17 protein-coding genes and 1 pseudogene are annotated in these 21,582 nt (G+C 63.5%); 10 read left to right on the top strand and 8 right to left on the bottom strand.

Going from position 1 to position 21,582, the window contains the following annotated elements:
• Window positions 1-45 precede the first annotated feature (45 nt).
• The 3 genes from ACWAT4_RS38745 (at window position 46) to mtnA (ending at window position 2,569) form a co-directional block, all read left to right on the top strand.
• Complete coding sequence (locus tag ACWAT4_RS38745; RefSeq protein WP_212424346.1) at window positions 46-318, top strand: phosphopantetheine-binding protein; 273 nt, start codon at window positions 46-48, stop codon at window positions 316-318.
• Between the two features lie 247 nt (window positions 319-565).
• A complete protein-coding gene (locus ACWAT4_RS38740; RefSeq protein WP_212303313.1) occupies window positions 566-1,441 on the top strand; it encodes an S-methyl-5'-thioadenosine phosphorylase in 876 nt (291 codons plus the stop codon).
• A gap of 18 nt (window positions 1,442-1,459) precedes the next feature.
• Window positions 1,460-2,569 (top strand): S-methyl-5-thioribose-1-phosphate isomerase, encoded by a 1,110-nt coding sequence (gene mtnA, locus ACWAT4_RS38735; RefSeq protein WP_212303314.1) that lies wholly within the window; start codon window positions 1,460-1,462, stop codon window positions 2,567-2,569.
• 61 nt (window positions 2,570-2,630) lie between these two features.
• Here the strand turns inward: mtnA and ACWAT4_RS38730 are convergent, their stop codons facing one another.
• Window positions 2,631-3,266, bottom strand: coding sequence for an HAD-IA family hydrolase (locus ACWAT4_RS38730; protein ID WP_449729508.1), 636 nt, complete (start codon window positions 3,264-3,266; stop codon window positions 2,631-2,633).
• A gap of 97 nt (window positions 3,267-3,363) precedes the next feature.
• Between ACWAT4_RS38730 and ACWAT4_RS38725 the strand changes: the two genes are divergently transcribed.
• The 3 genes and pseudogenes from ACWAT4_RS38725 to ACWAT4_RS38715 all read left to right on the top strand — a co-directional run.
• Window positions 3,364-4,122, top strand: coding sequence for a S1 family peptidase (locus ACWAT4_RS38725; protein ID WP_212303316.1), 759 nt, complete (start codon window positions 3,364-3,366; stop codon window positions 4,120-4,122).
• 122 nt (window positions 4,123-4,244) lie between these two features.
• Complete coding sequence (locus ACWAT4_RS38720) at window positions 4,245-5,747, top strand: flavin-containing monooxygenase (protein WP_212303317.1); 1,503 nt, start codon at window positions 4,245-4,247, stop codon at window positions 5,745-5,747.
• 98 nt (window positions 5,748-5,845) lie between these two features.
• A pseudogene (locus ACWAT4_RS38715) lies at window positions 5,846-6,004 on the top strand (autotransporter outer membrane beta-barrel domain-containing protein); the annotation flags it as partial.
• A gap of 3 nt (window positions 6,005-6,007) precedes the next feature.
• Here ACWAT4_RS38715 and ACWAT4_RS38710 read toward each other — a convergent pair.
• The 5 genes from ACWAT4_RS38710 to ACWAT4_RS38690 all read right to left on the bottom strand — a co-directional run bounded on the left by ACWAT4_RS38710 (window position 6,008) and on the right by ACWAT4_RS38690 (window position 13,487).
• Window positions 6,008-6,838, bottom strand: coding sequence for an MlaD family protein (locus ACWAT4_RS38710; RefSeq protein ID WP_449729507.1), 831 nt, complete (start codon window positions 6,836-6,838; stop codon window positions 6,008-6,010).
• A 99-nt stretch (window positions 6,839-6,937) separates the two neighbouring features.
• The gene (locus ACWAT4_RS38705) at window positions 6,938-9,157 is read right to left on the bottom strand and encodes an acetate--CoA ligase family protein (protein ID WP_449729506.1); all 2,220 of its coding nucleotides are present in this window, start codon (window positions 9,155-9,157) and stop codon (window positions 6,938-6,940) included.
• 152 nt (window positions 9,158-9,309) lie between these two features.
• Window positions 9,310-10,290: a glycosyltransferase family 2 protein gene (locus ACWAT4_RS38700; protein WP_212303320.1), complete on the bottom strand. Its 981-nt coding sequence runs from the start codon at window positions 10,288-10,290 to the stop codon at window positions 9,310-9,312.
• 163 nt (window positions 10,291-10,453) lie between these two features.
• A complete protein-coding gene (locus ACWAT4_RS38695; RefSeq protein WP_212424351.1) occupies window positions 10,454-11,023 on the bottom strand; it encodes a class GN sortase in 570 nt (189 codons plus the stop codon).
• A 202-nt stretch (window positions 11,024-11,225) separates the two neighbouring features.
• Complete coding sequence (locus tag ACWAT4_RS38690) at window positions 11,226-13,487, bottom strand: marine proteobacterial sortase target protein (RefSeq protein ID WP_449729505.1); 2,262 nt, start codon at window positions 13,485-13,487, stop codon at window positions 11,226-11,228.
• Between the two features lie 186 nt (window positions 13,488-13,673).
• On the opposite strand from ACWAT4_RS38690, the gene ACWAT4_RS38685 reads away from it, so the two are divergent.
• Together ACWAT4_RS38685 and ACWAT4_RS38680 are read left to right on the top strand one after the other, a co-directional pair.
• Entirely contained in the window at window positions 13,674-14,444 is a 771-nt protein-coding gene (locus ACWAT4_RS38685; protein WP_212424353.1) for a helix-turn-helix domain-containing protein, read from the top strand.
• Window positions 14,445-14,496: 52 nt separating this feature from the next.
• Window positions 14,497-15,945, top strand: a complete 1,449-nt coding sequence (locus tag ACWAT4_RS38680; protein ID WP_212424354.1) for a glycosyltransferase family 2 protein — start codon at window positions 14,497-14,499, stop codon at window positions 15,943-15,945.
• 68 nt (window positions 15,946-16,013) lie between these two features.
• Here ACWAT4_RS38680 and ACWAT4_RS38675 read toward each other — a convergent pair whose 3' ends face one another.
• Together ACWAT4_RS38675 and ACWAT4_RS38670 are read right to left on the bottom strand one after the other, a co-directional pair.
• Window positions 16,014-17,237, bottom strand: a complete 1,224-nt coding sequence (locus ACWAT4_RS38675) for an ABC transporter substrate-binding protein (protein ID WP_212424355.1) — start codon at window positions 17,235-17,237, stop codon at window positions 16,014-16,016.
• 74 nt (window positions 17,238-17,311) lie between these two features.
• Window positions 17,312-18,862 (bottom strand): acyl-CoA synthetase, encoded by a 1,551-nt coding sequence (locus ACWAT4_RS38670; RefSeq protein ID WP_212424356.1) that lies wholly within the window; start codon window positions 18,860-18,862, stop codon window positions 17,312-17,314.
• A 263-nt stretch (window positions 18,863-19,125) separates the two neighbouring features.
• On the opposite strand from ACWAT4_RS38670, the gene ACWAT4_RS38665 reads away from it, so the two are divergent.
• Together ACWAT4_RS38665 and ACWAT4_RS38660 are read left to right on the top strand one after the other, a co-directional pair.
• Entirely contained in the window at window positions 19,126-20,262 is a 1,137-nt protein-coding gene (locus ACWAT4_RS38665; protein WP_449729504.1) for an acyl-CoA dehydrogenase family protein, read from the top strand.
• Between the two features lie 117 nt (window positions 20,263-20,379).
• Complete coding sequence (locus tag ACWAT4_RS38660) at window positions 20,380-21,540, top strand: acyl-CoA dehydrogenase family protein (RefSeq protein ID WP_212424358.1); 1,161 nt, start codon at window positions 20,380-20,382, stop codon at window positions 21,538-21,540.
• Window positions 21,541-21,582: the final 42 nt, after the last annotated feature.

Below are 21,582 nucleotides of genomic sequence, written 5' to 3'. Positions count from 1 at the left end.
ACGGGGCGACAGGTCCGACCTCGATAGACAGATGGGAATTTAACCATGCAGGCCTTCCACACCGACGTGCGTGATCGCATCATCAAGCTGGTGAAGGGCATCCTCGAACAGAATTCGCTCATCACCGATGTCACGCCGTCGACGAAGCTCGTCGATGCCGGCCTGACCTCGATGGACATGGTCAATCTGATGCTGGGCGTCGAAGCCGAGTTCGACTTCACCATTCCGCAGTCCGAGATCACGCCGGAGAATTTCAAGTCCGTCGAGACGCTGGAGCGCATGGTCGCGACCCAGCTGAAGCTGGCGGCCGCGGCTTAGTCGCGTGGTCGTCCCGGCGTAGGCCGGGACCCATACCCCGCGATCCGTCGGCCGCGGATGGTAGCAGTACCGAACGACTGATCTTCGCCAAATTACTCCCTATGGCAATGGGTCCCGGCCTTCGCCGGGACGACACTGAGTATCTAGCCAGCGCTTTACGTCCCTCACAGCACGCCCCCGTTCCAAAACCGCCGCAAAACTGGCATAGCTTAACCATGTCGCAGGTCGCGGACAGGGTGGAGCAGGCATGACGCAGGCGGTATTGGGCATCATCGGCGGCTCGGGCATCTACGATTTGCCGGGTCTCGAGGGCGCGCACGAAGAGGTGATCAAGAGCCCCTGGGGCGAGCCGTCGGCGCCGGTGCGGCGCGGGACCATTGCCGGCCTGCCGATCGTGTTCCTGCCGCGCCACGACAAGGGCCACCGGCTGTCGCCCTCCGACATCAACTATCGCGCCAATATCGATGTGCTGAAGCGCGCCGGCGTCACCGACCTGATCTCGCTTTCGGCCTGCGGTTCCTTCAAGGAAGAGATGCCGCCAGGCACCTTCGTGCTCGTCGACCAGTTCGTCGACCGGACCCACAAGCGGGAGAGCTCGTTCTTCGGCAAGGGCTGTGTGGCGCATGTGTCGATGGCGCATCCCGTCTCGCCGCGGCTGCGGATTCATCTGGCCGCGGCGGCCGAGGTCGAGGGCATCGCGATCGCGCGCGGCGGCACCTATGTCTGCATGGAGGGGCCGCAATTCTCTACCTATGCGGAGAGCATGACGTACAAGACGCTTGGTTACTCCGTGATCGGCATGACCAACATGCCCGAGGCGAAACTCGCCCGTGAGGCCGAGATCTGTTACGCGACGGTCGCAATGGTGACCGACTTCGATTGCTGGCACCCCGATCACGACGCCGTCACCGTGCAGGACATCATCCGCGTGCTGACCTCAAATGCCGACAAGGCCAAGGCGCTGGTGGCGCGGCTGGCCAAGGATTTTCCGCGCGAGCACGAGCCGTGCCCCATAGGCTCGGATCGTGCGCTCGACACCGCGCTGATCACTGCGCCCGAGGCGCGCGATCCCGAACTCTTGAAGAAGCTCGATGCGGTCGCCGGGCGCATCCTGCGTGCTTGAGATGAAGGGCGGAATGCCATGAAGGTCGACGGAAAGCATTTCCGCAGCATCTGGCGCGAGCGCGACGGCTGGTCGGTCGGCGCGATCGACCAACGCAGGCTGCCGCATGAGTTCATCGTTGCGAAGCTCACCTCGTGCGGGGATGCCGCGGTTGCGATCCGCGACATGCTGGTGCGCGGTGCACCGCTGATCGGTGCCACTGCGGCGTACGGCATGGCGCTGGCGATGCGCGAGGATGCCTCAGACGCAGGCATGAAACGCGCCTACGACACGCTGATCGTCACGCGGCCGACCGCGATCAATCTGAAATGGGCGCTGGACGAGATGCGCGCGGCACTCGCCCCGATCGATCCGATCGAGCGGGCCGAGGCCGCCTATGCGCGTGCCGACGAGATTGTCGAGCAGGACGTCGAGATCAACCGCGGCATTGCGGCCAACGGCCTGCCGTTGATCGAGGCGATCGTGGCCAGGAAGAAGCCGGGCGAGACGGTCAACGTGCTGACCCATTGCAACGCCGGCTGGCTCGCCACCGTCGACTGGGGCACCGCGACCGCGCCGATCTATCTGGCGCATGAACGTGGCATCAAGATTCATGTCTGGGTCGACGAGACCCGCCCGCGCAATCAGGGCGCTTCGCTTACCGCCTGGGAGCTCGGTCACCACGGCGTGCCGCACACGGTGATTCCCGACAACACCGGGGGTCATCTGATGCAGCACGGCATGGTTGATCTCGCCATCGTCGGCACCGACCGCGTGGCCGCCAATGGTGATGTCTGCAACAAGATCGGCACCTATCTGAAGGCGCTTGCCGCGCACGACAACGGAGTGCCGTTCTATGTCGCGCTGCCATCGCCGACGATCGATTTCGCCGTCAACGACGGCATTCGCGACATTCCGATCGAGCAGCGCAGCGGCGCAGAGGTCACTGACATGACGGGTCGTACCGCGGACGGACGGCTGGAGACGGTGCGCATTGTGGCGGAGGGCTCGCCAGTCGCGAACTACGCGTTTGATGTGACCCCGGCAAGGCTGGTGACCGGCCTGATCACTGAGCGCGGTGTGCTGAAGCCGGATCGTACCTCGCTTGCTGCTGCGTTTCCTGAGCGCATCGCTACTGCGGCGGAGTAGCGCTCGTAGCGTGGGTACGCTTCGCTTTGCCCACCTTACGGCAGCCACAGCTTTCCGCGAACTATCTTAGCTTCAACCCCGTCGCTGCCTCGAGCTCGGCGATCGCCTGCGCGCCGCTCGTAACCTTGATCGTGGTCATACCCATCTCGCGCGCCGGCTTCAAATTGACGCCGAGGTCGTCGAGATAAACGCATGTTTTCGGATCGACCTTCAGCGTCTCGACCATCTGCTGGTAAATACGTGGATCGGGCTTGCGCAGGCCGATCTTGGCGGATTCGATCACATGGTCGAACAGCACCATGACCTCCGCGATGTAGAGTGAGCGACCGGTCATGCTGCCGATCGCGTTGGCCGGCAAATTGTTGGTGATGCAACCGGTCTTGAATTGCGCCTTGACGCGCTTCAAGGCCTCGACCATCTCGGGGCGCAGATCGCCCTGGATGAGCGGCAGCACCTCGCGGCCGCGCACCTCAGCGCCAAGCGTGCGTGATTCCTCGGCGAAAAGCTTGTCGAACGTGTCGATATCGACCTCGGCGCGCTCGAACCTGGCCCAGGCATTTTCCAGATGGTTGGCCGCATTGGTGCGTCGGATAATGTCGATCGGCAAGCCGCGCTCCGTCTCGAACCGCGAAAAGGCCTCGAACGGCGAGCTTGTCAACACGCCGCCAAAATCAAAGATCACCGCCTCGATGGTCACTGTCCCGCCCTCGTCAATTCCTTCCCAAGAGCGCTAGCATGCGGTATCGGCAAGGACCAGTCCGAAGCAGTCCCCGCTGATGCCGAAGCGTGTTCCCATGAAGAAGCTTGCAATTCTCATCGCATCTACGCTGCTGCTCGCCACGCGCGCTCACGCCATTGTCGGCGGTGGTACGCCGCAGACGGAAGGCGTCGCGCGCGCGGTCGTCACCATCGTCGGCTCGCGCGGCAATTTCTGCACGGGCACTCTGATTGCGCCGAAGCTCGTGCTGACGGTTGCCCACTGCGTGCAACCCGGTGCGGACTACAAGATCGTCGATCGCGGCGCTGACGGCCAGCCGCAATTGTTGAACGTGCGCACCGTGGCGATCCATCCAAGTTTCAACATGCAGGCCATGCAGGCGCATCGCGCCACGGCCGACGTGGCATTGCTGCAATTGGAAATTCCACTCAAGGGAAAATCGGCGATGCCGGTTGGCGCGCCGACGATTCCAATTCAAGTCGGCAGCCGTTTCACCATCGCGGGCATCGGTGTCACTATGCGCGGTGATGGCAAGAGCGGCGGGACGATTCGGGTTGCCGGTCTCGTTGCCACGGGCCAGCCTGGCACGTTCCAGATGCGCCTGGTCGATCCCGTAACCAACGGTGTTCGCGACGGAATCGGCGCTTGCACCGGTGATTCCGGCGGTCCGGTGTTCGAGGACAAGCCGAATGGCGCGGTGCTCGTCGGCGTCATCAGCTGGTCGACTGGATCGAATGGTGCCGCTGGCTGCGGCGGATTGACCGGCGTCACGCCGCTGACTCTTTACCGGGATTGGATCTTGCAGACCGCGCGGAGCTGGGGCGCGGCGTTGTAGTTTGATCGCGGCTTGATCTATGTCATTTTGCAGAGGAAGCGCGATGGGTGATCATGCCCGTCGCTGAGGAAACGCGTCGCCAATCAATGGCGGCCTGAACAAGACAAGGCATAGAAACAACAATGAATGTCGCTGTTCGCACTCACGCCACGGCCAAGCAGGATTCTGAACATTTCGACGTGCTGATCGTCGGCGCCGGTATCTCCGGCATCGGAAGCGCCTATCACATCGAAAAGCAGCTTCCGGGCACGAGTTACGTCATCCTGGAGACGCAGGCGACGTTCGGCGGCACCTGGAGCACGCATCGCTATCCCGGCATCCGCTCGGACAGCGATCTCCATACCTTCGGCTACAGCTTCAAGCCCTGGGTGGGTCCGCCGATTGCAACCGCCGACGAAATCCTTGCCTACATGAACGAGGTGATCGACGACAACGATATCGCCCGCCATATCCGCTACAAGCACGAGATCAATTCGGCGAGCTGGTCGAGCGAGCGGAATCTATGGACCATCGAGGCGGTGACCACGGACACCGGCGAGGCAAGGACCTTCACCGCCAACTTCCTCTGGATGTGCCAGGGCTACTACCGCCATTCGGAAGGCTACACGCCGCAATGGAAGGGCATGGATCGCTTCAAGGGCCGTATCGTCCATCCGCAGACCTGGCCTGACGATATCGATCTCAAGGCGAAGAAGGTCGTCGTGATCGGCTCGGGCGCGACCGCGGCGACACTGGTGCCGAACATTGCGGACGAGTGCGCGCAGGTCACCATGCTGCAGCGCTCGCCGACTTATTTTCGCCTGGGGCGCAACGCCATCGAGATCGCGGAGGAATTGCGCCGGCTCCAGGTCGACGAGGCCTGGATCCACGAGATCGTTCGCCGTAAGATCTTGTTCGAGCAGGATGCATTCACAAAGCTCTGCCTGGCGAAGCCCGAGCAGGTGAAGAAGGAACTGATCGGCCAGATCAGCGCAGTGCTCGGTCCGGACTACGACGTCGAGACCCATTTCACGCCGAACTACCGGCCGTGGCGGCAGCGCATCGCCTTCGTGCCCGACTCCGACCTGTTCAAGGGCATCGCCAGCGGCAAGGCGTCCGTCGTTACCGATGAAATCGAGTGCTTCGTCGAGAATGGCATCCAGCTCAAATCGGGCAAGCTGCTCGAGGCCGATGTCATCGTCACCGCGACCGGCTTCAATCTTTCCGCGCTGGGCGACATCGCCTTCGAGATCGACGGCAAGCCGCTCGCCTTCGGCGACACCGTCACCTATCGCGGCATGATGTTCACCGGCGTGCCGAACATGGTCTGGGTGTTCGGCTATTTCCGTGCGAGCTGGACGTTGCGCGTGGATCTCGTTGCCGATTTCGTCTGCCGGCTGCTCGGCCACATGAAGGCGAAGGGCAGCAAGAAGGTCGAGGTCAAGCTGCGGCCTGAGGACCACAACATGCCGATCCTGCCCTGGATCGATCCGGAAAACTTCAACCCCGGCTACATCACGCGTAACATGGACTTGCTGCCCAAGCGCGGCGACAAGCCGGAATGGCAGCACAGCCAGGATTACTGGACCGAAAAGGACGAGATCCCGAAGACGGATCTGGACGACAACGCGTTTGTGTATGGGTGATTAGACCGGCCGTTCGTTCTCCGCTGTCGTCCTGGATCGGCGCTTCGCTTGTCCAGGACGACGGCCGGACGGAATCGTGCTCTGGTTGCGAGAGGCTGCCCAACGGTGCCGCGCTGGCGCGCGATTCTGCACTGACCACGGCATCGGTGCAGATGAACTGGATGAACGGCTGGTCCGCATCGGCGACCTTCGAGGGCGAATTCTCGAATGTCACGCGCTCATACGCCGGCAAGGGCGTTGTGCGCTACAACTGGTAGGCCCTACCGCTTCGGCTGCGCCGGCTTGCGCGGCGGGCGCGGAGCGGCGGCGGGTGCGGGTGTTCCGCTCATCTTGTTGGCGGCATCGCTGACGTCGAGCAGCGAGCGGCGGGTGTCTTCGAGGAAGTTGGCCGATTTCTTCTTCATGGTGTCGGCGAGCTCGTGCAGCCCCTTCACCTTCTCGAACAGCTCGTCGGCCTTGCCGTCGACGAAGCCCGGCACCACGCCCTCGATCTTGGTGACCGCCTTGTCGAACCCCGCAAAAGCATTGTCGACCTTCAGCATCACGGCGTCGATCTCATCGCCCTTACCCCTGAGGTCGGCGGTGTAGTTTTCGAATGTGCGCAGGCCGTCCTTGATCGCTGGCGCGTTGCTGATGATGGTGCGGTCGACGCTGTGCAGTGTGTCGACGATGGATTCGGCGTCACTGAGATCTGCGGTCAGGACCGGCACGCCATCCGAGTCCAGCGGCACTGGCGGTGCGGACGGGGCACCGCCGATCAGCGAGACCGCAGCGACACCGGTGAGACCCTGGAACTCGATGCCGGCCACCGTGTCCTTGCGGATCGGCGCGCTATTGTCGAGCGACACCAGCGCCACGACCTTGCGCGGATTATCCAGCTTGATCGACAGGATCTGGCCCGCGGGCACGCCGTCGAAATTGACCGGGCCGCCGCGGCGCAGGCCGCTTGCGGAACCGCCTTCGAACACGACGCGCAATTGGCTACGGCTCTGGATGGCGCGCCATTTTTGCACGCCGAGCACGCCGCCGAACGCCACGGCGATCACCGCCAGCGTCGTCGTCCCGATCACCAGATTGCTCGCGCGTGCCATGCGGGTGCGATTTTACGACCAAAGCGGGGAAGTTGGAAGGAGCCCGGACGGCCGCAATGTTAGCGCGGGCGGGTTAACGACTTGCCCGCCCACGCGAGATCAATGCTTGGCAGCGCGTCTTGCCGCCGCATTGTTCAACACGATCAGGGCGTCGACCGCGACACCGGTTTTGGCATTGATCAGGAAGGGGTTGACGTCGATCGAAGCGATCCGGTTGCCGGCATCCGCAATCAAATTGGACAGGCCGACCAGTGCTTTTACGGCCGAAGTCTCGTGCAGGGCCGGCTTGCCGCGATAACCGCGCATCTTGATGCCGGCCTTGGTGCGGCCGATCAGAAGCCGGGCCTCGGCCTCGTCCAGCGGTGCGCCGGCCAGCGCCACGTCCTTCATCAGCTCGATATCGATGCCGCCGGTGCCGAACAGCACGACCGGACCCATTTCGGCATCGAGCGAGGCGCCGACCACGAGCTCAAGCTCGGCCTTGACCTGCTGCGCGATCAGGATGCCGTCGAGTTTCGGCCTACCCTTCAGCTTCGTCACCCGTGCGGTGATGTCGGAAAAGGCCTTCTTCACTTCGGCCGCGCTGGTGAGGTTCAGCACCACACCGCCGATATCGGATTTGTGCAGGATCTCGGCGCTCACGACTTTCGCCACCACCGGAAAGCCGATCTGCTTTGCGATCTTCACCGCCTCTGCCGCCGTCTGCGCAATTCCTTCCCTCGAAACCGGGATGCCATAGGCCCTCAGCAGCTTCTTTGATGCGACCTCGTCGAGCGCAGCACCGCTCGCCGACTTCAACGCTTTCTCCAGCACGGCGCGCGCGGCGGGCTTCGAGCTGGAGACGATGTCAGGCACCTCCTTGCGCAGCTTGGCGTAGGCGAGCAGAGATTTGATGGCTGTCACGGCGCGGTCCATGCCCTGCATCGCTGCGAGATGCGGCAACGACTTTCGCAGGCCCTTGGTGAACTCGGTGAAGCCGATCGACATCGCGCTGATATAGATCACGGGCTTTGACGCCCGGCTTGCCATCTCGTTGACGATGCGCAAATTGCGCTCGCGCTGCTCGTGTGGCGCTTTTGGAAGCTCGGCGTCGATGATGACGATGTCGATATCGGGATCGTCGATCATCAGCTTGATCGACTTCATGTAGACGGAGGGATCGACCACCGCGGCAAAGCCGGCGTCGAGCGGATTACCGACGATCGAGCCCGGCCCCAGCATTTTTGCAAGCTCGCCGCTGACATGCGGGCTCAGCGGCGCAAAGTTCAGGCCTTGTGCATAGAAGGCGTCGATCAGCATGCCGCGCTTGCCGCCGGATAACGTCACCGCCGCAAGCCGGTCGCCTCTCGGCACTGCGGCGTGGACGAAGCATTCGGTGGTCTCGATCAATTCGTCGAGCCCGCTCACGCGGATCACACCCTCACGGGTTGCGATCGCGTCGAACGTCTCGATCGAACCCGCCAGCGCACCGGTGTGCGCCATCGCGGCGGCGCGACCACCCTCCGACGATCCGAGCTTGAGCGCGATCACCGGCTTGCTCGCGGCACGCGCCGCTTTGCAGGCGTCGCGAAACGCCTTGGTGTTGCGCACGCCTTCGAGATAGACCACGATCACCCCAACGCTCGGATCTTCGGCGAAATAGCGCATCAGGTCCGGCGTCTCGAGCCCGGTTTCGTTGCCGGTTGTCACCATATAGCCGACACCGACGCCGCGATCCTCCAGCGCCTGCCGGATCGCCATGACGATGGCGCCGGATTGGCCGGCAATCGCTACCGCGCCCTGTTCCATGGTGACGATGCGGTCGTCGATATTGGTGAAAAGCTTTTCGCCGGCGCTCAGATTGCCGAGGCAATTCGGGCCGGTTACGGCGAGGCCCGTCTCGCGCACGGCCTGTCGCAGTTCGGCAGCGAGCTTCTGGCTTTCATCATCCTGCAACTCGCTGAAACCCGAAGTGACGATGGTGGCTGACCGCGCGCCGGCCGCAGCAGCGTCGCGGATCACCTGCACGGCAAAGCGTGCGGGCACCAGCACCAGGACGTGATCGGGCTTCTCAGGGAGACTCGCAAAATCCTTGTAGCAGGGCACGCCCCAGATGGTGTTGCGCTTGGCGTTGACCGGATAGAGCCCGCCCTCGTAGCCGTACTTGATCAGATTGTTCCAGATACGCTCGGCGTAATTGCCCGGCTTGTTGGTCGCGCCCACCAGCACGATGTTGTGCGGATGCAGCATGGCGTGGATGCCCTTGACGATCTCGCTGGCATCGGGCGGCGGCGACCATGGGCGGGCAGGAACCGACGCGGCAGAGACCTGAGCTTCCATGGCGTGACCTCACCTGTTGTTCTTCTTGGCGGTGCGTCACGTGGTTGTATGGCGAGTTGCGGGGAGTGGCAACCAGCACAGCTGCATGCCGCCGGGCGGAATGCGCGGCGGATCGCAAGTGACGACTGCAATCGTCGGCTCGCGTCGCCGCCTCAATAGCGCAAGACCCCGCATTTGTACGCATAGTGATAGGCGAGCTGCTGAAGGAGATAAGGTGCGATGGCACGGCGGATCTGCATCTGCGTCGGATCGAATCCGAGGACGCGGCGCCGCAAGATGCCCATTTCCTTGACGCCGATCGCGTAAGTGGCTGCGGTCTTCTGCGCATCATGGATGCGGAAACAGGAGAGAAACCGCGGCAGGCGCACGAACTTGAATCCAGCGCCCTGCGCCCGCAGGATGAAGTCCCAGTCCATCGCATAATGGAAGCTTTCGTCGATCGGACCGATCTTGTCCCACACGCGCTTACGCCAGAACATCGTCTCCTGCGGAATGTAGTCGGCATATTGCAGCGCCTTGCCGTCGTGGCGGGGCAGGACCGCGCGGCCGACTTCGAGCCCCTCGCGATCGATGAAGATGCGGTTGCCGTAGACGATGTCGACATCGGGATGCGACATGAAATAGCTGACGATATAGGCGAGCGTGCCCGGCAGCAGCATGTCGTCGCTGTTGAGATAAGCCATGATCTCGCAATCGACGCCGGCAAAACCGAGGTTGATGGCGTTGGACTGGCCCTTGTCCGGCTCGCTTTTCCAGCTGATGCTGTCGCCGCGGCTCTTCAGAAGATCGATCGTGCCGTCGATCGAGGCGCCGTCCTGCACGTGATAATAGAGGTTCGGATACGCCTGGCCCAGGATGCTCTCGATCGTGGCGTCGAGATATTGCGCGTGATTGTAGCTCGGCGTGACCATCGCGATCCGCGGTGCGTTCGCAGGGGTCGCGGGTGCGGAGTTGAACGCGTTCAGGTTGAGCAATCGCGCCGGATATTGCTCGAAGGTCCACATCGGCGGACGCCGCCAAAGACTGCGAAGCGAGGAACGTCTCTGACCGGCCGCAACGAGATCGAGATTCCGCTCCAGCAGCGCGACACGGTTTTCGAGCTGCTCCACTCGCTGCCTGAGTTCTTCGTCCATTTACCCCTTCTTCCCGCCCGGCTCCGCCGCAAAATTCGCAGGCCTTTGCTTATAAGTCTACAGTCGGTAGCGCCAGTTCAGCGGTTCCATTGACGCGCCTGCCGCGCACGCCACGCATGTTTGCGGGAGCGCGACCGATCCCACACGGGTCGATTGCGAATGGCTATTCACCATCTCCGATCAGGGTGGCATGCAGGAGGTAACGTTCGGGGCCGGGCGTGATGGCGTCGAACGGCCAGCAGGTCGTCAGCATAAGCTCGAAATCTCCAGTCGCGGGATCGATACCCGATGCGTCGAACCTGACAATCGCGGAGGAATCTGCGCGATAGCGAAAGCGCTTGCCGTCACTGCGTGTGACATCGATCACGTCCCCAATGGCAACATTTCGCAAGAAGCGAAAATGTGTATCGCGATGTGCAGCATATACCGCAACGCCGCGTTCGCCCGCATCAGCCGTTCGGTCGAGATGGCCAGGGCCGAAGGCAAGTGCCTGGCCGCTCGTGCCTTCCAGCACGATCGCGCTGGCTCCGATCCGCTTCACCTCGATCCGCGCCACCGGCCAGGTATCGGCCCAGGACCATGGCTTGACCACCTGCCCGGTCTCAATGCTCCTGTCGAACGCTCGCTCCAGCAGCACCTGCGCGAGCCACGCCTTGGCGTGGATGTAGGCGCCGTCACCGAACAGGATCGTTCCGACGAGCGCCAGGACAAGAGGCGAGATGAGGCGGGGCATTGGCATCTCTTGTTCCGTCAATCCGGGGCGATGCGAAGCATCGAATTCCGGTGCGGAATTGCGCACCGGAGAATCTCGAGATTCCGGGTTCGGCTCTGCGAGCCGCCCCGGAACGACATTCCCAAAAAAGACGCGCGCGGCCGTTGGTTTCGGGACGGGCAGCCGCGCGCGCCAAGCAAGAGGAGTTCGGGGGGCTCCTCCCTCAAGCGGCGTCAGTGAGCAAGGTCCGACGCCGGTTGAACACGAACAGGATCAGGGCGAGAACGATCATGATGAGGCCTGCGATCATCTTCACTTCGGCTGATGTCGCGGTCTTGGGCAAGCGGATGGCGTCGGGTGTGACAGGCGCCGGCCGCCTTGTGGCAGGCTGGCCTGCATCGGCGCGGCGCTCGCGCAACTGTGTCGGGGTTAGCTGCGGCCGTTCGCCGAACACTTTTGCGAAGTCCCAGCCCGCGGGCAGGTTGATCGGCAGCTCGCTGAGCTTGAGCGGCTCGCCATCGGGACGGCTCGGCGTCTTGTCGACCGCGACGAGGCTGGTCAGCCGCGTGACAATCTGATGGTCGAGCGCCAGCGCAAGAATCGTCTTGTCCGTATCCTCCGGCGCCATCTCGCGTAGCGTCCGCGCCACTTCCGCATCGCCGATCTTGCGTCTGGCCCAGAGTTTTGACAGGCCTTTGCCTTCGGCGGCGTTCTGCAACGGCAGCGTCACCGACCATGGGCGGTCTCCGACACGGCCCTTGATCTCAAGCGAGCCAGCGAGCTTGTCGAGCTTGGCGGCGAGCACCAGCGGCTCGCCGCGGTAGACGTCGGGAATGATCGTGGGGGTGACGTCGGCCTTGGCTTCGGAAAATTTTGCGGAGAGCCCGGTCACGGCAGGGTTCTCCAGCTTGGCGAACAGGCCGCGCATGCGCTCCTCGACCTGCTCGACCGAGCCGATATGGGTGAAGGCACCGCGGCCGAGCTCGGAAGCGCGTGTCATCAGATAGGTGTTGGGCGCGGAGCCGATGCCGACCATGAAAATGCGCGAGCGGCCCCGCATCGCCGTGATGGTCTCGAACAATTGCTGCTCGTTGCCGATCGCGCCGTCGGTCAGGAACACGATCTGGCGAACCATGTTGGTGTCATTGATCTTGTCGGTCAGTGCCGCGCGCATCGCGGGCACCATCTCGGTGCCGCCGCGCGCCTGCAATGCGCGGACGAACGAGGTCGCTTCGTCGACATGCGCGGCATCGGCCGGCAGCGAGGTCGGAAACAGCACGTCCATGGTGTCGTCGAACCGGATGACGTTGAAGCGATCGTTCGGCTGCAGCCGGCCGAGGGCATAGAGCAGGCTCGCCTTGGCCTGCTCGATCGAGGTGCCGCCCATCGAACCGGAATTGTCGATCACGAACACGACCTCGCGTGGCAACGGCTTCTGCGTGGCTTGCTCGGCGGCCGGCGGCGTGACGAAGGCGAGCAGGTAATCGGCATCGCCGACATGCTCGCGGAACAGGCCGACCGACGGCGCTTTCTCGGCGACCGGCTTCCAGGTCAGCTCGAAGTCGCGGTCGGCGGGCACGGTGCCGTCCGCGAGTGTCACCACGCGCGTCCTGTTGTCCGGGCTCTCGATCTTGACGTTGTGGTGGTGGCTCTTCACCTCGCCTAGCGCGAAGCCGGAATTCAGGTGCACCGTGATGCTGGTCGGATTGAGCGGCGCGCTCCTGGCGGGATCCGCGACCTCCGGCGAGATGCGGTCACGGTCCGGCACCGGGTCTGATGCGGTGGCGCCCCAGCCGGAGCCGTCCTTGCGAAAGTCGACGCTCTGCACGATCGGCGCCGGATTGTAGCGCGGCCCGACGACGAGCGGCACACGCAGCGAATATTCGTTGCCGGACTGATGTATCGGCTCCTGATATTCGATCTGCACCAGCACGGTCTCGCCGGGACCGATATTGGCAACCGAGTTGGTGAAGATGTTGGGCCGCTCCTGCTCGGTGAGCGCGGCCTTCTGTCCGTCGCGGCGGGCTTGCTCGTAGATGATGCGGGCCTGCTGACGCTCCTTGATGTCGCCGACGATGACGCGGTCGCCGACCACCATCTTGAGCGTGTCGACGGCGCCGTCGGTGGCCAGCGGGTAGACATAGGTTGCCTCGACCCAGTCCCTGGTCGGGTTGCGGAAGGCTTGCGTGACGCGCGTACGCAGGGTCGGGCCTGATACCGTGATGTCGACGTCGATCCCGAGGCGGATGGCTTCGGTGTAAGCGCCGTCCTGCTTCAGGAGGAGGCTGCCGGACTTGGCATCGCCAGGTTGGAGCAGGCTTGCCTGCTCCGTCGTCGCCGACCAGGAGGTCTCGAAACTGACCAGCAGGGCCACGAAGCTCACCAGCAGCACGGCAATGCTTTGCGCCAGAAGGAACAGACCGACCTTGATCAGCCTCCCGAGCCAGGGGTGTTCGTGGCTGTCGACCGTGTCGTAATTGTCCATTTGGCCTGCTCCCGAAGCTGTTTGATGCCGCTAAGCATCGGTCCGGAGGGGGCGAATTCGCGAGCAGAATGATCGGCAATGTTCCGCCAAGGCTGGCCCGGGCAGGCCGCCGCCTTGGCGGCGATGTCCGGTTTTGTGCTGACTTGTCCGCCCTGCTAGACTGGCGGCCGTGGAGCAGGGTTAACGATGCAGACGCAAGACAAGCTCTCGGACCGGCAGCTTTCGGACGAGCAGAGCCGCGAGGTTGCGGAGACGATCCGCGAGGAAATTGCCAGGCGCCGGATCTCGCGGCAGGCGCTGGCCGAGCAGGCCAAGCTCAGCCTGTCGACGCTGGAGAAGGCGCTTGGCGGTCGCCGCCCGTTCACGCTGGCAACCACGGTCCGGCTGGAGCAGGCGCTCGGCGTATCCCTGCGCAAGAACCCGGTTGCGCCGGCGCCGGCGGCCGGTAGCGACGTCGCGCCCGACAGCCTCGGCTCCTATTCGCATCGCGCGGTGACTTGGCTCGAGGATGTCTACATCACGCTGCGGCCGTCCTTCGGCGACAAGGACGCGATCTTCGCCTATCGAACCGAGATCATCTGGGAGCCAAAGGTCTCCTCGCTGGTCTTCCGCGAGGGCGAGCGGACCGATGCGGCCTATGAGCACACCGGCGAAGTTGCCGTGCCGCATCAGTCGGGGTTCATCTATCTTGTCATCAACAAGCATGGTCAGCATCGCGTGATCACCGTATCGCGGCCGACCGTGTCTGGCGCGATGTATGGCATCATCTCGACGCTGCGCGCTGGCGCCGGCTCGCAATTGACGCCGGTCGCGGCACCGATAGCCTATGTGCCGGCGCGGACGATCACCGATCCCGTTGTGGGAAGGATCGCTCCCGACCACGCGAACTACAAGCTGTATCGCGATCACCTTCGGCGTACTGTCGAGGAGTCGTTTGCGGTGTTTCTGCCCGCCTGAACCTGCGCCGGACTGGCGTCCCGCGCGATTTTGTTGAGGAGGGGAATCCGGCATGAAATCCGGCTTGAGTCCCGACCGGCCGCTGTTCTCCGTCATCATCCCGCTCGAACACCACCGCGGGCAGTGGGAGCAGTCCTGGCTCGGCTGGACGTCGCAGACGGCCGATCGGTCTCTCTACGAAATCATCCTGGTCGTACCGCCGGATTTTACCGCACGTGCTGAGCTTAAGGCGCTCGCCGGCGACGCTGCGCGCCTCGAATTCGCCGATTGCGTTCACGATATCGGGCTTTGCGCAGTCGGTGCGGCCAGGGCTAGCGGCCGCTATCTGTTCTTCACGGAGGCACATTGCTGGCCCGAGCCCGACGTGATCGCGCTCTGCATCCGCGCGATTGATGATCATCCCGATTGGGCCGGGTTTTCCTGCCGCTCGGTTCCGATCTGCCACAACCGCCTGTCGGAGGCGGAAGCCGCGATGTATCAGGCCGACATCGAGTTCGGCATGAAGCAGCACCCCTGGCGCAAAGTGCTCGACCAGTGCTTCGTGACGCGGCGCGACGTCTACTGGGAATGCGGGGGTCTGCGCCAAGAGCTCGGCCATTTCGCCGAATGGGTGCTCGCCGCCGGATATTCTGCGCGAGGTTACGCCATCGGCTATCTCGAAGAGGCGCGCTTCCATCACTATTACGTCGGCCGGGTCGGTGAGCTGAAGACGTTCACCCTCGATTTCGTGCAGGGCGAGATCCGCTATCTCAGCGACGACAGGCGCGATCCCGGCAGTGAACTGCTCGAGATTCCCCGCGAATGGAGTGAGATGGACGATTTCGATCGTCCGCTGGCCCTCCACGCGCTGAAAGCGTTGCTGTGCGACGGAGGCTGGAGGCGGCCCGGCGAGAAGCTGCGGGCTGTGTGGCGCTGGATCGAGCCGGCGCTGCTTGGTGATCTCCATCTCCGCCTCGCGGCGCTGCTCGCCGTCGCACATGCACGATCGATGCTGACGGCACTGCTTTTGGTCGGGTCGAGCAGCGCCGTCGCGCATTGGTTGAAGCGCTACATCGCATCACTGATCCGGCTTCAGCGGCTTGTCTGTATCCATGATGTTCGCGGCCGTGCCGGACCTGCGCAGAGACTGCTCGGCGATCACGTGCTCGCGCGGATCGGATTTCACGGCCTGGAGGTCGCGGCCGGCCACACGTTTCGCTGGAGCGAGCCGGAGGCGGCCGTCCGCATCAGGGGCGTAGCCGGGCGCAACATGGTCTGCATCCGAAGCCCCGCCCTGCGCGCACCGCTCGCCAAAATCGGTGCGCAATTCTATCTCGACGGCGCGCGTGTCGATCCCGCGGCGATCGAGATCGGTCGTGACCGCTACACGCTGAGCCTCGATCTGCCGCGGTCGGGCATCGCCATCCTGGCATGGGCCTGCCCCGTGCTGATAGGCGTCGGCGATGTGCGTCGTCTTGGCCTCTCCGTCGTTGGCATTGAAGTGGCTCCGGAGCTCACGTGACCGTGGTCACAAAGAATAGCGGCCTTTCGGCCGCCATCTCGCGCGTACCAGCAATTTTTCGGCCTGAGCTAGCCGCTCGGCTCGGCGCTGATGATGGGGCCGAACAGCTCCCACTGACCGCTCTTGAATCGCCACATCTTGAGCTGCTCGATCGGTGCGAAGTCGGTCGCCGAGGTGTTGATCGTGATCCCCGGGATCAGCGTGTCGGGGGCGAAGTCCTTCAGGCTGGCGGCCTGCTTCATCACGTTCTCGCGGGTGAGATTGTCGCCTGACTGCTTCAGCACCTGCACCATGGTCTGGGCTGCGGCATAGCCGTAGACCAGGTTGGCGTCTGAAATGTTCGCGCCGGGCATATACTTCTCGATGAAGGCCATGAACTTCTTCATGCCCGCGTCGTCCTTCCATTGCGGATCCGACGCATCCTTGAGGTATCCCGCCGAGAGCACGCCTTCGGAGGCCTCGAGGCCGGCCGGCTTCATCACCGCGCCGATCGACACCGACACGTCGGTCATCAGATGCATCGGCTTCCAGCCGAGCTCCGCGATCTTCTTGATCGCCTGCGCCGCGAACTTCGGCGTCGAAATATTCACGAAGACATCGGCGCCGGTGTCCTTGAGCTTGACGATATGGGCGTCGATCGACGGCTCCGAGGTCTCGTAGCTTTCCTCGGCCACGATCAGCTTCGAGGCCTTGTCGCCGAACACGTCCTTGATGCCGGCCAGATAGTCTTTGCCGAAATCGTCATTGGCATAGAAGATCGCAACCTTCGCGTCCGGCTTTTCCTTCAGGATGTATTTTGCGAAAATCCGCGCCTCGACCCGGTAACTGGGCTGGAAGCCCATGGTCCATGGAAAATTCTTCGGGTCGTTCCACTTGCTGGCGCCGGTGGCGAGGAAGAGCTGCGGCACCTTCTTGGAATTGTGATATTTCTGCACCGCGGTCTGGGTCGGCGTGCCCAGCGCGTTGAACACCAGGAAAACTTCGTCGCTCTCGATCAGCTTGCGGATCTGCTCCACCGTCTTCGGCGGCGAGTAGCCGTCGTCGTAGGAGATGAAATTGATCTTGCGGCCGTTGATGCCGCCTTGCTCGTTGATCATCTTGAAATAGGCTTCCTCGGTCTTGCCGATGATGCCGTAGGCGGACGCCGGGCCGGAATAGGCCTCGACATTGCCGATCTTGATCTCGGTGTCGGTGACGCCGGTGTCGTACGCCTTCTGCGCGTCGGCGCCCTGGGAGGAAAGCAATGTCAGGGCCGCCGCCGCGGCGAGCAGGGAGAGTTTCTTGTTCTTCATGGAAATTCCTTGGGTTTCTTGTGGGATGGAGCAGGCACTTCAAAACAAGAAAGCGCCCGCGAGGGGCGCTTTGATCAGGCGTTGGCGACTTTCTTGTCGACCTCGGAAGCCACCGAAAATTCCTGGCGCAGGGTCGGCTTGTGGATCTTGCCGGTGGCGTTGCGTGGCAGCGCATCGACGAAGCGGACCTGACGCGGACATTTGAAGCGCGCCAGGTTCGCCGCGCAGTGCGCGAAAACATCCGCTTCGGTCAGCCGCTGGCCTTGTTTGACTGCGACGATGGCGAGGCCGACTTCGCCCCATTGCGCATCGGGAATGCCGATGACCGCGGCTTCCGCGATTGCGGTGAGCTGGTGCAGGACGTTCTCGACCTCGGCCGGATAGACGTTCTCGCCGCCGGAGATGTACATGTCCTTCCAGCGGTCGACGATGTAGTAGAAGCCCTCCTCGTCCACGCGGGTGGCGTCGCCCGTGTGCAGCCAGCCGTCGGTGAAGGAGGACTTGTTCGCCTCAGGCCTGTTCCAATAGCCGGGCGTGATGTTCGGACCCTTGACCCAGAGCTCACCGAGCTCGCCGGTATCGGCATCGCTGCCGTCGGGCCGCACGATGCGCACCTCCGTGTGCAGCACCGGCTTGCCCGCGGAGCCTGCTTTCCGCGCCGCATCCTCGCGGTCGAGCACCAGCACGGCGGGCGAGGTCTCGGTCATGCCATAACCCTGCTGAAGTGCGACGCCGCGCGCCTCCCAAATCTTCAGCAGCGGCACCGGCATCGGCGCGCCGCCCACGCCGCAGACGATCAGCCGGGTCAGATCAGTCGTCGAGAAGGCCGGATGCTGCGCCATGAATTGGTAGATCGCGGGCACGCCGAAGAACGCGTTGATTCCCTGCGCGGGATCGTTGATCAGGCCAAGCGCGGTGCCGGGATCGAACGCGCGCATGATCATCACGGTGCCGCCGGCATGCAGCACGGGGTTGGTGTAGCAGTTGAGGCCGCCGGTATGGAATAGCGGCAGCACGGTCAGCAGCACCGAGGACGGTCCGATGCAGGCGGGGCCGCCGAGATTGACGCAATTCCAGAAGGTCATGCCATGGGTGATGGTCGCACCTTTGGGATGACCCGTCGTGCCCGATGTGTACATGATGGTCGAGACGTCATCGAGCGTGACCTCCTCGGCGTAAACGAGCGGCTTGGCGGACGCGATGCCGGCCTCGTAGGCGCCGCCGGGGCCGAGCAGCAGGCTGGTCGCGACATCGCAGAGTCTTGCGACCGCGAGTGCGGTGTCGGCGAGATCGGCGTCGTGGATCATCACCTTCGGCGCGCAGTCGGCGGTGATGAATTGAAGCTCCGGTACGGTGAGACGGGTGTTCAGCGGCACGAAGACAGCGCCCAGCCGTCCGCAGGCGAACTGCACCTCCAGCGTATCGGTCGTGTTCAGCGCCAGCACCGCGACGCGATCACCGCGCGAAACGTTTAGCGTGTTGTGGAGGAACGAGGCGAGGCGCGAGATGCGGGAGTTGAGCTGCGCATAGGTGAACCGGCGCTCGCTCGCGAGGTCGATGGCCGCGACCTTGCCAGGCGAGCGGCGCGCATGATGGACGATCCAGTCGTAGTAACGAACGGCCAACAGTCCCTCCCTCGGCGGTCTTGTGCCGCCTGAACTTTATTGCTGTGCACCATGCCCGGCATGGCCCTGGGAGGCCAGCCGGAGTTTGTGCAGCAGTCTTTTTTGATTTGGAGTTGGCCCGCGCGGGGTGAAAATCGTCTTGCGTTGAGTTGCTAGGTCACGGCCGGCAAGGTGCGCCTCCCCCAGCCAGCCACTCCGCGCAAGTGAGCCGCTGATGTTCCAGCCATGGTGGAACGGCAGGAGTCGTCGAAAGCGAAATCGCAATGAAGAGCCCGTTCTATACCGCCGAGCACGACGCGTTCCGCGACGTGATGCGCCGCTTCGTCGACAAGGAGATCGCGCCGTTCGCCCATGATTGGGATGAGGCCGGCGAATTTCCGCGCGGACTCTATCGCAAGGCGGCGGAGATCGGGCTGTTGGGGCTGGGATTCCCCGAGGAATATGGCGGGATCGCCGCCGACCAGTTCATGAAGATCGTCGCGAGCCAGGAATTGGCGCGCGCCGGGGCTGGCGGTGTCAGCGCCAGCCTGATGAGCCACACCATCGGCTCGCCGCCGATCGCGCGCGCGGCGCGCCCGGAAGTCAAGGCGCGCGTGCTGCCGCAGGTGCTCTCTGGCGACAGGATCTCCGCGCTCGCGATCACCGAGCCGGGTGGTGGGTCCGATGTCGCGAGCTTGCGCACCCGGGCGCGGCGCGACGGTGATCACTACGTCGTGAGTGGCGAAAAGACCTTCATCACCTCGGGCGTGCGCGCCGATTATCTGACCGTTGCGGTGCGTACGGGCGGTGAGGGCGCTGGCGGCGTCAGCCTGCTCCTGATCGAGGGCGATACGCCCGGCCTGTCGCGCACCAAGCTGAAGAAGATGGGCTGGTGGGCCTCCGACACCGCGACGCTGCATTTCGATGATTGCCGCGTGCCGGCCGAAAACCTGATCGGCGAGGAGGGCCAGGGTTTCAAGATCATCATGCAGAACTTCAACAGCGAGCGCATGGGCATGGCCGCCGGCTGCACCGCCTTTGCCCGCGTCTGTCTCGACGAGGCCGTCGCTTACGCCAAGGAGCGCAAGACGTTCGGCAAGCCGCTCGCCCAGCACCAGGTCATCCGCCACAAGATCGTCGACATGGCGCAGAAGGTCGCAGCCTCGCAAGCGATGCTGGAGATGCTGGCCTGGCGTCTGGAGCAGTGCGAAAGCCCGGTCGCGGAAATCTGCATGATGAAGAACCAGGCGACGCAGACCATGGCGTTCTGCGCCTCGGAAGCTGTGCAGATCTTTGGCGGCGCCGGCTTCATGCGCGGCATCAAGGCCGAGCGCATTTACCGCGAGGTCAAGGTCAACGCCATCGGCGGCGGCACCGAGGAGATCATGAAGGATCTGGCATCGAGGCAGATGGGGTTGTGATCTCAGCGTCATTCCGGGGCGGCGCGAAGCGTCGAACCCGGAATCTCGATATCGTAGAACTCATCTCTGGATTCCGGGTTCGCGCTTCGCGCGCCCCGGAATGACGAAGAGGACAAAATGCTATTCACCGCCGATCACGACGACATCCGTCGTTCGCTACAGAAATTCATCGCGGGCGAGATCAATCCGCATGTCGATGAATGGGAGAAGGCCGACATCTTCCCGGCACATGAGCTGTTCAAGAAGATGGGCAGCCTCGGCTTCCTCGGCCTGAGTAAGCCGGTCGAGTTCGGCGGCTCCGGCCTCGATTATTCCTATGCGCTGATGATGGCGGAGGAGCTCGGCGCGATCACCTGCGGCGGCGTGCCGATGGCGATCGGGGTGCAGACCGACATGGCGACGCCAGCGCTGGCGCGGTTCGGCTCCGACGAGGTGCGGCGCGAGTTTCTGGCTCCTTCGATTGCGGGCGACTTTGTGGCCTGCATCGGTGTCTCCGAGCCCGGCGCAGGCTCCGATGTCGCCTCGATCAAGACCAGCGCCCGCGCCGATGGCGACGACTACCTCATCACCGGCGGCAAGATGTGGATCACCAACGGCACCCAGGCCGACTGGATCTGCCTGCTCGCCAATACCGGCGATGGTCCGGTCCATCGCAACAAGTCACTGATCTGTGTGCCCATGAAGAGCAAGGGTGTCACCGTCGCCCGCAAGCTCGACAAGATGGGCATGCGCTCATCGGATACCGCGCAGATCTTCTTCGACAATGTCCGCGTCCCCAAGCGCAACCGGATTGGCGAGGAAGGTCAGGGCTTTACATACCAGATGATCCAGTTCCAGGAGGAGCGGCTCTGGGGCGCGGCCGCTTGCCTGAAGGCGCACGAGTACATCATCGATCAGACCATCGAATACACCCGTAACCGCAAGGCTTTCGGCCAGAGCATCCTCGACAACCAGGTCGTGCACTTCAAGCTCGCGGAGATGCAGACCGAGGTCGAGTTGCTGCGCGCGCTGATCTATCGCGCCGCGGAGCAGCTGGTCGCGGGCGAGGACGTGACGCGGCTTGCGACCATGGCCAAGCTCAAGGCCGGCCGGCTCGGCCGCGAGCTCACCGATGCCTGCTTGCAATATTGGGGCGGAATGGGCTTTACCAACGAGACGCCGGTCAGCCGCGCCTATCGCGACAGCCGCCTGACCTCGATTGGCGGCGGCGCCGACGAGGTCATGCTGATGGTCCTGTGCAAGATGATGGGTACGCTGCCCGGGAGTCGTAAAGTTTGAGCATGATCTTGTCGGAAAACCGCTTCACACTTTTCCGGATCA

The organism is Bradyrhizobium sp. T-1 (assembly GCF_053592855.1).
Note: the sequence above shows the minus strand (reverse complement) of the source record. Positions and strands in the feature narration are given on the sequence as shown.

Bases quoted from the DNA above. Each gene is read 5' to 3' on its own strand.
- ACWAT4_RS38680 (WP_212424354.1), top strand. From the start codon at position 14,497: ATGAAATCCGGCTTGAGTCCCGACCGGCCGCTGTTCTCCGTCATCATC.
- ACWAT4_RS38695 (WP_212424351.1), bottom strand. From the start codon at position 11,023: ATGCCCCGCCTCATCTCGCCTCTTGTCCTGGCGCTCGTCGGAACGATC.
- ACWAT4_RS38710 (WP_449729507.1), bottom strand. From the start codon at position 6,838: ATGGCACGCGCGAGCAATCTGGTGATCGGGACGACGACGCTGGCGGTG.
- ACWAT4_RS38740 (WP_212303313.1), top strand. From the start codon at position 566: ATGACGCAGGCGGTATTGGGCATCATCGGCGGCTCGGGCATCTACGAT.
- ACWAT4_RS38675 (WP_212424355.1), bottom strand. From the start codon at position 17,237: ATGAAGAACAAGAAACTCTCCCTGCTCGCCGCGGCGGCGGCCCTGACA.
- ACWAT4_RS38725 (WP_212303316.1), top strand. From the start codon at position 3,364: ATGAAGAAGCTTGCAATTCTCATCGCATCTACGCTGCTGCTCGCCACG.
- ACWAT4_RS38705 (WP_449729506.1), bottom strand. From the start codon at position 9,157: ATGGAAGCTCAGGTCTCTGCCGCGTCGGTTCCTGCCCGCCCATGGTCG.
- ACWAT4_RS38665 (WP_449729504.1), top strand. From the start codon at position 19,126: ATGAAGAGCCCGTTCTATACCGCCGAGCACGACGCGTTCCGCGACGTG.
- ACWAT4_RS38690 (WP_449729505.1), bottom strand. From the start codon at position 13,487: ATGGACAATTACGACACGGTCGACAGCCACGAACACCCCTGGCTCGGG.
- mtnA (WP_212303314.1), top strand. From the start codon at position 1,460: ATGAAGGTCGACGGAAAGCATTTCCGCAGCATCTGGCGCGAGCGCGAC.
- ACWAT4_RS38745 (WP_212424346.1), top strand. From the start codon at position 46: ATGCAGGCCTTCCACACCGACGTGCGTGATCGCATCATCAAGCTGGTG.
- ACWAT4_RS38720 (WP_212303317.1), top strand. From the start codon at position 4,245: ATGAATGTCGCTGTTCGCACTCACGCCACGGCCAAGCAGGATTCTGAA.
- ACWAT4_RS38700 (WP_212303320.1), bottom strand. From the start codon at position 10,290: ATGGACGAAGAACTCAGGCAGCGAGTGGAGCAGCTCGAAAACCGTGTC.
- ACWAT4_RS38685 (WP_212424353.1), top strand. From the start codon at position 13,674: ATGCAGACGCAAGACAAGCTCTCGGACCGGCAGCTTTCGGACGAGCAG.
- ACWAT4_RS38660 (WP_212424358.1), top strand. From the start codon at position 20,380: ATGCTATTCACCGCCGATCACGACGACATCCGTCGTTCGCTACAGAAA.